This window comes from Massilia sp. Bi118, from assembly GCF_918697865.1.
Taxonomy (GTDB): Bacteria; Pseudomonadota; Gammaproteobacteria; order Burkholderiales; family Burkholderiaceae_D; genus Telluria.
Genome location: NZ_CAKKMV010000004.1, coordinates 1 through 11,771 on the forward strand (window position 1 = coordinate 1; position 11,771 = coordinate 11,771).

General features: G+C 66.0%; 14 protein-coding genes. 3 read left to right on the plus strand and 11 right to left on the minus strand.

Annotated features, from left to right (window positions below):
• Nucleotides 1–307: 307 nt before the first annotated feature.
• Nucleotides 308–670, minus strand: a complete 363-nt coding sequence (locus tag LQV39_RS06865) for a hypothetical protein (RefSeq protein ID WP_230022265.1) — start codon at nucleotides 668–670, stop codon at nucleotides 308–310.
• Nucleotides 671–718: 48 nt separating this feature from the next.
• On the minus strand, nucleotides 719–1,162 hold the full coding sequence (gene trxC / locus LQV39_RS06870; protein WP_230022268.1) for a thioredoxin TrxC: 444 nt from the start codon (nucleotides 1,160–1,162) through the stop codon (nucleotides 719–721).
• An 80-nt stretch (nucleotides 1,163–1,242) separates the two neighbouring features.
• On the opposite strand from trxC, the gene LQV39_RS06875 reads away from it, so the two are divergent.
• From LQV39_RS06875 to LQV39_RS06885, 3 genes are read left to right on the plus strand one after another with little or no spacing between them, the layout of a single operon-like run.
• A complete protein-coding gene (locus LQV39_RS06875; RefSeq protein WP_230022271.1) occupies nucleotides 1,243–2,013 on the plus strand; it encodes a DUF72 domain-containing protein in 771 nt (256 codons plus the stop codon).
• Between the two features lie 6 nt (nucleotides 2,014–2,019).
• Nucleotides 2,020–2,763: a Mut7-C ubiquitin/RNAse domain-containing protein gene (locus LQV39_RS06880; RefSeq protein ID WP_230022274.1), complete on the plus strand. Its 744-nt coding sequence runs from the start codon at nucleotides 2,020–2,022 to the stop codon at nucleotides 2,761–2,763.
• A 51-nt stretch (nucleotides 2,764–2,814) separates the two neighbouring features.
• Complete coding sequence (locus tag LQV39_RS06885; protein ID WP_230022276.1) at nucleotides 2,815–3,219, plus strand: hypothetical protein; 405 nt, start codon at nucleotides 2,815–2,817, stop codon at nucleotides 3,217–3,219.
• On the opposite strand, the gene LQV39_RS06890 is transcribed toward LQV39_RS06885, so the two are convergent.
• The 9 genes from LQV39_RS06890 to LQV39_RS06930 form a co-directional block, all read right to left on the minus strand.
• Nucleotides 3,180–3,641 (minus strand): GNAT family N-acetyltransferase, encoded by a 462-nt coding sequence (locus LQV39_RS06890; protein ID WP_230022278.1) that lies wholly within the window; start codon nucleotides 3,639–3,641, stop codon nucleotides 3,180–3,182. The two genes, LQV39_RS06885 and LQV39_RS06890, sit on opposite strands and share 40 nt — an antisense overlap.
• On the minus strand, nucleotides 3,610–4,218 hold the full coding sequence (gene rrtA / locus LQV39_RS06895; RefSeq protein ID WP_230022280.1) for a rhombosortase: 609 nt from the start codon (nucleotides 4,216–4,218) through the stop codon (nucleotides 3,610–3,612). The genes LQV39_RS06890 and rrtA overlap by 32 nt, the downstream gene beginning before the upstream one ends.
• Nucleotides 4,211–5,044: a rhombotarget lipoprotein gene (gene rhlP / locus LQV39_RS06900; protein WP_230022282.1), complete on the minus strand. Its 834-nt coding sequence runs from the start codon at nucleotides 5,042–5,044 to the stop codon at nucleotides 4,211–4,213. Before rhlP ends, rrtA begins: the two co-directional genes overlap by 8 nt.
• Nucleotides 5,045–5,174: 130 nt before the next feature.
• On the minus strand, nucleotides 5,175–5,903 hold the full coding sequence (locus LQV39_RS06905; protein WP_230022284.1) for an ABC transporter ATP-binding protein: 729 nt from the start codon (nucleotides 5,901–5,903) through the stop codon (nucleotides 5,175–5,177).
• An 8-nt stretch (nucleotides 5,904–5,911) separates the two neighbouring features.
• Complete coding sequence (locus tag LQV39_RS06910; protein WP_230022286.1) at nucleotides 5,912–7,861, minus strand: ATP-binding cassette domain-containing protein; 1,950 nt, start codon at nucleotides 7,859–7,861, stop codon at nucleotides 5,912–5,914.
• A gap of 3 nt (nucleotides 7,862–7,864) precedes the next feature.
• Nucleotides 7,865–8,755: a branched-chain amino acid ABC transporter permease gene (locus tag LQV39_RS06915; protein WP_230022289.1), complete on the minus strand. Its 891-nt coding sequence runs from the start codon at nucleotides 8,753–8,755 to the stop codon at nucleotides 7,865–7,867.
• Nucleotides 8,756–8,892: 137 nt separating this feature from the next.
• Nucleotides 8,893–10,047, minus strand: coding sequence for an ABC transporter substrate-binding protein (locus tag LQV39_RS06920; RefSeq protein ID WP_230022292.1), 1,155 nt, complete (start codon nucleotides 10,045–10,047; stop codon nucleotides 8,893–8,895).
• 241 nt (nucleotides 10,048–10,288) lie between these two features.
• Nucleotides 10,289–10,702 carry a hypothetical protein gene (locus LQV39_RS06925; RefSeq protein ID WP_230022295.1) on the minus strand — a complete coding sequence of 138 codons (414 nt, stop codon included), beginning with the start codon at nucleotides 10,700–10,702 and terminating at the stop codon, nucleotides 10,289–10,291.
• A gap of 103 nt (nucleotides 10,703–10,805) precedes the next feature.
• Nucleotides 10,806–11,744, minus strand: a complete 939-nt coding sequence (locus tag LQV39_RS06930) for a DMT family transporter (protein WP_230022298.1) — start codon at nucleotides 11,742–11,744, stop codon at nucleotides 10,806–10,808.
• Nucleotides 11,745–11,771 lie beyond the last annotated feature (27 nt).

The following is an 11,771-nucleotide window of genomic DNA, read 5'->3' on the forward strand; positions in this document are numbered from 1 at the left end:
AAGCGCTTGCACCCCTTGTCCGCGTTGTGTCGCTCGACACAACGATTGAACACAGCGCGTGGAAGACCCTTTAAAAGCGCCTGGAAAGTGGTTATCGTAGACATGGTTGCAGGTTTAGGTTGTGAGCGTGAGAACTCAGGGTTTTAGTACCCTTAACCTTTACCTGCAACTCCTTTCCGATGGTCTACTACCAGCTCAACTGTCAATTATCTTGGACAGCAGTGCGCGAAGGCGGGAACCCAATTTTGCTCGCGTTTCGACTGCGCCGAAAACTTGGGTTCCCGCCTGCGCGGGAACGACGGCGGGGTTAGACCGGCATTGCCCGGTTATTGTTCAGGTCCAGGAACCCGCGAATAATCCGGTAAGCCATCCACAGCCACGCACCGACCCAGATCACCCAGGCCAGTGGAATCCCGATGAGGGTGATGAACAGGAAGCCCGCCGCGATCATCCACACCACGTACCACCAGAACGAACGGATCATCCAGGTGTGGTGCGAATAGACCATGGTGCCGGCGGTCTCCGGGCGCCTGATGTAGTTGACGATCAGGACGATCACGTTCAACAGGCCGAGCGAAAAGAAGAAAGTGGCTGCGTGGGCGATGTAAAGGATGCGGGCGAACTGCTTCGCATCTTCCGCGCCGCGTTCGTAGACGAGTTCCTGGGACATGACATTCTCCTGTTGGTAAGGTCGATTCGACGATAATGGATCGCGCGCTCAGGCGGCGCGCGCCCGGGATTGAACCCAAGAAATGATGCTGCCCGCGTCCATGGCCCCGGCCTGGCGCGCGATCTCCTGGCCGCCCTGGAACAGCGCGATGGTCGGGATGCTGCGGATGCCGAACAGCCCGGCGATGTCCTGCGAGGCTTCCGTGTCCAGCTTCAGCAGGCGCACCTGCGGCTCCAGGCGGCCGGCGGCCTGGGCGTAGGCGGGCGCCATCATGCGGCAGGGTCCGCACCAGGCGGCCCAGAAATCGACCAGCACCGGGATGTCGTTGCGGCTGATGTGGCGTGAGAAGCGCGCGCTGTCGACGTCCAGCGGCTTGCCTTCGAAAAGCGTTTTCGTGCATTTGCCGCAGACGGGTTGGTCGGCGAGGCGTTCGTTGGCGACGCGGTTGACGGCGTCGCAGTGGGGACAGACGATGTGCAGCGGGTCGGCCATGGCAAGCTCCTCCAGATATCGATTGTTCATATTGTAAGGCCGTGCGACGTCAGTTCGCGCTCCCGGCATAAAATCGGCCCATGAGCGACAGCACAAGCACCCAAGCCGGCTCCCCCGGCGCGCGCCTGATCGGCTGCGCCGGCTGGAGCCTCCACAAGGACGTGGCGGCCGCGTTTCCCGAAGATGGCAGCCACCTCGAGCGCTACGCGGCCGTGTTCCCGGCCGTCGAGATCAACTCTTCCTTCTACCGCCCGCACCAGCCGCAGACCTACGCCCGCTGGGCCGCCGCCGTGCCGCCCGAGTTCCGCTTCTCGGTCAAGCTGCCGAAGTCGATCAGCCACGAAGCCCGCCTGCGCGACGCCGACGATCTGCTCGACCGCTTCGCCTTCGAGGTCAACCACCTCGGCGCCAAGCTGGGCTGCGTGCTGGTACAGCTGCCGCCCAAGGGCGTGTTCGACGAAGAGGCGGCGCGCGACTTCCTGCCGCGCCTGCGCGCGCGGGTCGGCTGCATGCTTGCTTGGGAAGCCCGTCACCCGACCTGGTTCTCGGACACCGCCACCGCCGTGCTGCGCGAACACGGCGTCACGCGTGTCATCGCCGATCCGCCCGCCGGCCAGCCCGGCCCGCACGTGCCGACCAGCGCCGCCAGCTACATCCGCCTGCACGGCACGCCCAGGGTCTACTACTCGAGCTACCCGCCGGAATTCCTGCGCGAGGTCGAGCAGCGCATTACAGCCCTGACCGCAAACGGCGCCGATTGCTGGTGCATCTTCGATAACACGGCCGCCTTTGCCGCGGTGCCGAACGCCCTCGAGGTACTGCGCGCCCTGCAGCCTGCCGCCATCGATTGATGCATTATGGTCTGCGCCACCTTCCGTTTCTACGGTAATCTGAACGACTTCCTGCCGCGGGAACGGCGCCAGCACGACATCGCCACGCCCTGCGCGCGCATGGCCACGACCAAGCACATGATCGAGGCGCTGGGCGTGCCGCATACCGAGGTCGAGCTGGTGCTGGTCAATGGCGAGGTCTCCGGCCTCGACCTCCTGCTGGAAGAGGGCGACCGTGTCGCGGTCTATCCGCGCTTCACCCGGCTCGATATTGCCGACCTGGCGCCCGCGCCGATGCTGCCGCCCGGACGCCTGCGCTTCGTCGCCGACGCCCACCTCGGCGGGCTCGCGCGGCTCTTGCGAATGGCAGGGTTCGACACCATCTACGACAACAGCCTGCGCGGCGACCAGGTCGAGGTGCTGGCGGTGGAAGAGGAACGCATGGTGCTGACACGGGACCGCGAACTGCTGAAACGCCGCACCATCGCCTACGGTTGTTATGTGCGCGCGCTGAAGGCCCAGGCCCAGTTGCGCGAAGTCTTCGAGCGCCTCGCGCTGGCCGAACGGGCGCGCCCGTTCACCCGCTGCCTGCATGACAACGCGCCGCTGCGTACCGTGGCGAAGGTCGAGGTGCTGGAGCGCCTGCCGCCCCAGGTCGCCGCCACCCAGGAAGAATTCAGTACCTGCGACCTCTGCGGGCGCGTCTACTGGAAAGGCTCGCATTGGGAGCGCATGAGCGGCATGCTGGAGCAGGCCGCGCGCAATGTTTGAACACGAGCGTGATGTACACTATATCGATCCTTTGCCAGACAGCGTGAGAGCATGTTGCAACAGGTAGGCTTCCCCCTCCGTACCGAATGTCCTCCAGGCGCCTGCGTCTGCGAGCGCGAGCGCCTGCTCGCCGAGCCCGATGCCGACCTGCGCCCGCTGCGCCTGACGCGCATGGAGGAGCAGAAGCTGATCGACCGGATCGAGGGCATCGCCAGCTACGAGGAACTCAAGCGCCTGCAAGAGAAGATCCGTTCCAACCTCGGCGTCGAGCTGAAGATCACGCCGAGTCCGAACGAGGTGCGCACGCTCCGCGGCATCGTCATCCTGCTCGAAGACCGGCCCGGCCTGTGCAAGAAGGTACGGCAATCGATTCCGGCCGCGGTGCGCAAGGCGCTGGAGCGGCATCCGGAGATCACCTATGCGATCCTGGATGCGAACGATTTGTTCGGCATGTGAGTCGCGGCCGGACGGCGCATCGCCAGCACCCGTTGGCCTTTCAAAACATAGGCTTCCAGCCGTTCGGCCAGGAAGGGCGGCAGCGTCGCCGACGGCGCCGGCGTGAAGCCAGCTGCGCCGTAAAACTCCACCAGGTGATCGTAGGGCAGGCAGAAGGCCTCGCCGCGGTCCAGCCACGGAACGCACCGGGCCAGCAATGCGCGGCCGATGCCCTGGCGCTGGCATGCCGGATCGACATGCATGCCGCGCAGGACGATCACGCCGGCTTCTTCGCACAAGCGGACTGCGCCAACCACGCGCCCATCGATCGTCGCCGCGAAGGCGAGGTCGGTATCGCGCACGCCGCCGCCATAGCCAAGCGCCTCATAGAACGCGCGTATCCGCGCCAACTCACTGCGGTGCACGATCGCGACCTTGAGCATGGTGTTCCTTGTAACGTGGAGACATGATCGCGTGCGCGGCGCAGGCGCCCACCATCGCGCCCAGCAAGTGCGCCTGCCAGGCCACGCTGACGCCGGCCGGTAAATCGGTGAAAGCGGCCGTGTGCGCGAAGGCTTCCCACAGGGTCTTGCTGGCCAGGGCCAGCGCCGCGCAGACCAGCACCGGGCGACTGACGGGATGACGGCGCCAGGCCAGCACGCCGCCCAGCACGGCCGTGAGCACGGCCAGCCCGGAGGCGCCGCGGTACTCGACGATGCCGGGCGCCAGCGCCAGCAAGCCGAGCGAGATCAGCAAGGCGCCACCGCCCAGCACCAGCGCCAGGCGGCGCGAGCCGACCGCCGGTTCGGCCACCATGCCCATCGCCGTCAAGACCAGCGCATCGGCGCCTGCATGCGAGAGCGAATAATGGACCAGGTGGCCGCTCCACAGCCGCCACAGCTCCCCATGCAGGACCGCGGCGCGCTCGAAGGCGAAGCCGGCGGCGATCGGTTCGCCCGCGCAGGCGAGCAGCAGGCAGATGCCGCCGATCGCACAGCTGACTGGTGCGCGCCTAAGCATGGCGGCGTCCGATGCACCAGGCGACGCCGACCGCCAGCAGCGCCGCCAGCCAGCCGAAGCTGCCGGCGCCATGCCCGCCGCGGTACTGACTGCGGTCGACCTGGATGCCCGGATCGGATTTGGCGCGCTCCTTGAAGCCCGCCAGCTGCGCCCGCAACTGCGGAATCATCTGGTCCACCGCCTGCGCGTAGCCGTCCGACTGCGCGCCGCGCACTTCCTTGCTGTAGCCGGCCAGCGTCGACGAACCCTTCACCTGGCTGGTGCCCGGTGCGCGGAACAGCAGCTTGCGGCTACGGACGTCGAACACCGCCGCATCGACCATGGTCTGCACGTCGAACTGGTCGCCCTTGATCAGGTAGGCGCCGACCACGGTCCAGTACAGCACCGCGAGGCGGTTGGTGTCGTTGAAGCGGATCTGGTCGTAGGACACCAGCGCGATCACGTCGACGTTGAACATGCGCGCCACCTGGTCCAGGTTGGCGAAGCCGCCGCGCGGGCGCAGGTAGCTGCTCGGGATGACCTCGATGCTGCCGATGTAGTCGTACTGGCCGAAGGACGCCTTGACCCGTTCGAGCAGCTGGGTCTTGGCGGCTTCCTGCAGGCCGCCGCCACCGTAACCGCCGCCCGGCGCGAAGGCGATCCCGACCCGCACCGGCAGCCGCAGGCGCGTGACGGTGGCTTCCATCTTCGGCGGCTCTTTGGCGTCCGGGTAGAGGTAGTCGACGACGCTGCCGGCCTGGCGCGTGCCGCCGTGGTCGAACATGGATGCGCAGCCGCCCAGCGAGAAAAGGACGGTAACGCAGAACAGGGTGATCAAGCGCTTCATGCATGCCTTTCAGTGAAACCGCCCGAGCGGCGAATCATGGCATGATGGCATTGCTTGAAAATCAGTCAAATCAAAGAAAACGGAGGCCCGGAATCCGGCACCTCCGGTATCGCACGACGCTACCGCGGTCTCAGTGCGCGTGCCCGCCACCCAGATAAGCCGCCACCACCTTCGGATCGGTCTTCAGGCTGGCCGCCGGCCCGTGCACCGCGATGCTGCCGTTCTCCAGCACATAGCCGTAGTCGGCCACGTTCAGCGCCGCCTGTGCGAACTGCTCCACCAGCAGCATGGTCACGCCTTCGGATTTCAGGCGCGCGATGATCCGGAAGACCTCATCGACCAGGATCGGCGCCAGGCCCATCGAAGGTTCGTCGAGCAGCACCACTTCCGGATTCAGCATGACGGCGCGCGCCATGGCGAGCATCTGCTGCTCGCCGCCGGACAGGGTACCGGCCAGCTGGGTGCGGCGCTCCTTCAGGCGCGGGAACAGCTCCAGCGCGCGTTCGAGGTCGTGCTGGACGTCGCCTTTCGGACGTGCGCGCGTGAAGCGCGGGAAGGCGCCGAGCAGCAGGTTGTCGGTGACGCTCATCGTCGCGAACACGCGCCGGCCCTCGGGCGAGTGGGCCAGGCCCGCACGCGCGATGCGGTGCGAATCGAGGCCGGTGATGTCGCGGCCGCCGAGCTGCACGCTGCCGCTCTTCGGCTTGATCATGCCCGAGATGGCGCGCATGGTGGTGGTCTTGCCGGCGCCGTTGCTGCCGATGAGGGTGACCAGCTTGCCCTTCGGGACCTCGAGCGAGATCCCGTGCAGGACTTCGACCTTGCCGTAGGCGGCGTGCAGGTTTTGGATGGCTAACATGCTGGCTCCTAGTGTGCGGCTGCTTGCGCGGGCGGGGCTTCGGCGGCGCCGCCCAGGTAGGCTTCGATGACCTTCGGATCGGATTGCACCTTGCCCGGCGTGCCCTCGGCGATCTTCTGGCCGAAGTCGAGCACCGTGACAGTGTCCGAGATCGACATCACGACGTCCATATGGTGCTCGATCAGGACGATGGTGATGCCGTGGTCGCGGATCTTGCGGATGATGGCCATCAGCTCGCGGATGTCCGGCGCGGTCAGGCCGGCGGCCGGCTCGTCCAGCAGCAGCAGGCGCGGATCGAGGGCCAGGGCGCGGCCGATTTCCAGCAGGCGCTGCTTGCCGTAGGGGAGGTTGCGCGCTTCTTCCATCGCCAGGTCCGCCAGGCCGATGAAGTCGAGGATGGCCGCCGCGCGTTCGCGCGCTGCCGCTTCTTCGCGCTTGTAGCGCGGCGTGTGCAGCATGGCGTCGAACGCCGTCGAGCGGAAGCTGTGGTGCAGGCCGACCAGCACGTTCTCGGTGGCGGTCATCTCGCCGAACAGCTGCACGTTCTGGAAGGTGCGGGCGATGCCGCCCAGCGCGATCTGCGAAGGCGTGCGGCCGGCGATGGCCTGGCCGGCGAACACCACGCCGCCCGCGGTCGGCTTGTAGATGCCGGTCAGGACGTTCATCATCGTGCTCTTGCCCGAGCCGTTCGGTCCGATCAGGCCGTGCACCGAACCGCGCGCCACCTTCAGGTCGACCTGGTTCAAGGCCTTCAGGCCGCCGAACTGCATCAGGATCTGTTCGACGCGGAGCAGCTCGCCGCCGGCCGCGGCGGCATCGGCGCGCGCACCCGCAAACGGATCGGCCTGGCCGGCGCGTGCAGCCGCGACGTGCAGGCGTCCGCGTCCCATCAGGCCCTTGAAGAAGCCGACGATGCCGTCCTGCAGGTAGTAGACCACGAACAGGGTCATCAGGCCGAAGATGCTCAGGCGCCAGTCGACCATGTTCTCGAGGCGGTAGGACACCACCGCCATCGCCAGCGTGCCGATCACCGGCACCGCCACCTTGCCCAGGCTCGTGCGCCCGCGCGCCAGTGCGATGCCGGCGCCGATCACGGCCACCACGGCGGCGGTGACGGCGATCTTGCGGAACAGCTCGATGTCCGACAGGAGGCTGGGCAGCATCACGACGATCGCGGCGCCGATGAGGGAGCCGAGGCGGCTCTTGCGCCCGCCCATGATCACAGCCAGCAGGAACAGGATCGTCAGTTCGAAGTTGTAGGTGTTGGGCGAGATATACTGCTCCGAATAGGCGTACAGGCTGCCCGCCAGGCCCGCGAAGCCGGCGCTGATCACGAAGGCATACACCTTGTAGCGGTACACGGAAACGCCCATGCAGTCCGAGGCGATCGGGCTGTCGCGCAGCGCCTCGAAGGCGCGCCCGATGTGGGAGCGCAGCAGGCGGTGCACCAGCAGCAGCGACAGGAACATCAGCGCCGCCACCATGTAGTAGTACTGGACTTCGTTCAGTTCGACGCCGGCCAGCTTCGGCTTGGTCAGCATGATCCCCATCGGGCCTTCCGTCAGGAAGGTCATCTCGTTGATCAGGATTTGCACGATGGTGCCGAAAGCGAGGGTCACCATCGCCAGATAGGGGCCGGTGACGCGCAGCGCCGGCAGGGCCAGGACCACGCCGAACAGCGCGCAGCCGACCACGCTGGCCGGCAGGGTCACGTACCAGGGCATCGCCAGCTTCATCACCAGCACGCCGGTGATATAGGAGCCGATCCCGAACAGGCCGGCGTGGCCCAGCGAGACCTGGCCGGTGTAGCCGACCACGATGTCCAGGCCGTACAGCAGGATGGCATAGATTAGGATGGTCTCGGCCAGATGCACGTAGTAGGGATTCGTGAACAGCAGCGGATAGGCCGCCACCAGGACGATGCCCAGTGCGACGGCGATGGCAGTCTTTTTATTCATGCTTTATACCTTCTTGATCGCGGCCTTGCCGAACAGGCCGGACGGCTTCACCGCCAGTACCAGCAGCAGCAGTACCAGGCCAGGCACTTCCTTGTAGCCGGTCGACAGGTAGAAGCCGGTCGCGGTTTCGGCGATGCCGAGGATGATGCCGCCGACGATCGCGCCGAGCCCTGAGGTCAGACCGCCGATGATCGCCACCGCGAAGGCTTTCAGGCCGAGGGAAGCGCCCATCGTGGCGGAGGTCAGCGTGAGCGGCGCGACCAGGGCGCCGGCGAAGGCCGCCGTGGCCGAGGAAAGCGCATACGAGAAGGTGATCACCATGCGGGTGTTGATGCCCATGAGGCCGGCCGCATCGCGGTCGTTGGAGGTCGCGACCACCGCCTTGCCGTAGATCGATTTGCGGTTGAAGATCTCGACCGCCAGCATGATGGCGAGCGCGCCGAGGATCACCAGCACCTGCATCGGCTGCACGTTCGCGCCCATGATGGTGAAGGGCTCGGAGGACAGCGGCGAAGGGAAAGGCAGCACGTCCTTGCCCCAGATGTTCTCGGCCACGTTCTTGAAGATGATGGCCAGTGCGATGGTCGACATGATCCAGCCGAATTCCGACTTGATGCGGATCGCCGGGCGCACGCCTATCCATTCGACGAACATGCCCTGCAAGGCGCCGAACACGACGACGATGGGGATCATCGCCCAGTAGCCGAGATAGGGGCCGCCATGGATCGTCCCGACCAGGGACAGTCCGACCAGGGCGCCCAGCATCAGGGCCTCGCCCTGGCCGAAGTTCAGGGTGCCGGAGGTGGCGAACGTGAGTTGATAGCCGAAGGCGATGACGGCGTAGATCATGCCGAGCGCGATGCCGGAGAAGACCAGCTGGAGGAGGATTTCCATGTTTTACCCTGAGTGACCTGCAACATTTGCACGTCGTTCCCGCGCAGGCGGGAACCCAAGTTTTGCACGCGCAGTCGAAACGCTAGCGAACTTGGATTCCCGCCTGCGCGGGAATGACGGTCTTACGGCCGGTGGTCTTACTTGGCCAGCACCACGCGGCCGTTCTGCACTTCGCCGAACTTGGTGTTGTCGAAGTTGATGGCTTCGTGGTCGGTCTTGCTGTACGGCTTGTTGTAGGTGGCGACCACGCCTTCGACCGGGGTCTTCAGGTCTTCGAGGGCGGCGGCGATTTTCGGGCCTTCGGTACTGCCGGCCTGCTGGATCGCGGCGGCCAGCAGGTAGACCGAGTCGTAGCCCTGGGCTGCCGACACCGCCGACGGCATGCGGCCGCCCGGCGGGTTGTAGGCCTTGATGTAGGCGTCGATGAAGGCCTTGCGCTTCGGCGTATTCGGATCCTGGATGAAGGTCTGCGGCATGCGCGCGCCATTGCCGTTCGCGCCGGCGTTGTCGACGAAGTTGGCCATCGCCAGGGTCCAGCTGCCGATGATCGGCACTTTCCAGCCCAGCTTCTGCATGCCGTTGGCGATCTGCGCCAGTTCGGGACCGATGCCGTAGGTGAGGACCACGTCGGCGCCGGCCTGCTTGGCGCGCAGCAGCTGCGCGGTCATGTCGACGTCGCCGATGTTGTACTTCTCGACCACCACCGGCTTCATGTTCTTCTTGTCGAGCACCTTCTCGAGGTCCTCGCGGCCCAGTTGGCCGTAGTTGGTGGAGTCGGCCAGGATCGCCGGCTTCTTGAAGCCGCGGCGGGTGACTTCCTCGCCGATCATGGCCGACTGGATGGTGTCGTTGGCCGAGTTACGGAAGACGTAGTTTTCCGGCTGGTTGGCGAACTGCTTGGTGACGATGGAGCCGGTGGCGACGTTGTTCATCACCGGGATTTTGGCCTGCTGGTAGAAACGCTGCGAAGCCAGGGCCACGCCGGTGTTGATGTAGCCGACGGTGGCGACCACGCGCTCCTTGTTGATCAGTTCCTGCGTGACCTGCACGCCGCGCTCGTTCTTGGCTTCGTCGTCGCGCTCGACCAGCTCGAGCTTGCGGCCCAGCACGCCGCCCTTGGCATTGATTTCAGCCGCCGCCAGGCGCACGCCGTCGCGCATCGACACACCCATCGGCGCCGAGCCGCCCGTGAAGGGACCGGACACGCCGATCTTGATCGGATCCGCAGCCATCGCGGACATCGACAAACCCAGTGCTACACCTGCAACCAATGCTTTCAGTTTGAAATTCATTGCTGTCTCCGTAGTTGATTTTCTTGCCGTACGTGGGCGTGCGCCATGGGGGCGCCGGACCGATCGTCGGGCCATTGTAGGATGGCAATTGAGCAACAGCAAACGATTCACGTTGCGCGTTGCAACATGCGTCTTTCATACAAATGCGTAAGAAAAACGTAAGGAAGGGGGTGTATGGCGGGCGAAAAAAAAGAGGCCGCACCGTAGTGCGACCTCCCCATTTTAGTGCAGATTTTGCTGTCTAGCGATGCCTGCGCGGACCACCGTGGTATCCACCGCGATAGCTGCGGTGGTGACCCCAGTTGCTCCAGCTGAAACCGAGCCCGATCGTGACCGGCGGGTACCAGAAGGGATCGTAGACCGGGGCCGGTGCATACACCGGCGCCGGCACGTAGACCGGCTGGGTCACGTAGGTGGTGCTGGACGGCGCCGGGCTGTAGGTGACGACATCCGAGGTGGTGACGCGGCCGGCGTCGCCGGAGGCGGCGGCCTGGGCGCCGGTGCCGTTCGGGACCGGGGTCACCGAGACGACTTGCCAGCCGTTGGCGTCGGGCGCCTGCGCATAGGCGCGGCTACCGTAGTTGGCGGGACCCGGATATTGGGTCGCGCAGCCGCTCAGCGCGGCAACTGCAAGAATGATGGCGAGTTTTTTCATGGCGGTTCTCCTCACCTGTCTACTATATAGATTCCGCCGGCGGCCGCTTCGGAATTTACAGGCTGTTACAGCTGTTCACTTTCCTGAAACGTAGACCGAAACCTCAGGCGCGCCGGCGCCGGCTCGACAGCGCCACAGCCACCAGGATCATGCCGAAGCCGGCCACGTGGTACAGGTGCGGCGCCTCGCCCAGCAGCGGCCACGCCGCCAGGGTCGCGAACAGTGGGATCAGGTAGACCGACATGCTGGCGCGCGCCGGCCCCGCCACCGCCACCAGGCGGTCGAAGCAGAAGTAGGCGCCCAGGCTGGGAACGATGGCGAGGAAGGCCAGCGCCACGTAAAGGCGGCCGTCGCCGAAGGACGGCAGGTCGCCGCTGATGGCTTCGATTGCTGCAAACGGCGCCAGCACCAGTGCGCCGCCGCCGATCAGGGCCGCCAGCTTGACGGTGCCGGGCAGCGGCGGCAGCGGCAGGCGTTTATTAAACACCGTGTACAGCGACCAGCCGATCGCGGCCAGCACCACCCACAGGTCGCCGCGGCCGAACTCCAGCTGGCCGAGGGCGGTGATGTCGCCTTTCGACAGCACCACCAGCACGCCGGCGATCGCGACCATCAGGCCCCAGCCCTGGCGGCGGCCCAGCGGCGCCTTCCATACGAGACGTTCGACCAGGGTCACCAGCGCCGGGCAGGCGGCCAGGATGATGGCGACGTTGGCGGCGCCGGTGTGGCGCGCGCCGATGTATTGCGGGGCCACCGCCAGGCCCATGCCCAGCATGGACAGCAGCAGGATGCGCGGCCAGTTGGCGAGCAGGGTGCCGCGCAGCGCCCACAGGCGCGGCCCGACGGAGGGCAGGAGAATCAGGAAGGCCAGGGCCCAGCGGCCGAAGGCGAGGAAGACCGGGGGAATGTCCGCGCCCTGGGCCCAGCGTGCGACCACCAGGTTGGCGGCGAACAGGGCGGGGGTGACCAGCATGAGCGGCAATTCGGCACTGAAGGCGGCGCCCTGGACACCCAGTCCGCCGCGGGATACTGCTTCCGACACTACATAACTCCTTGATTTGAATGCCGG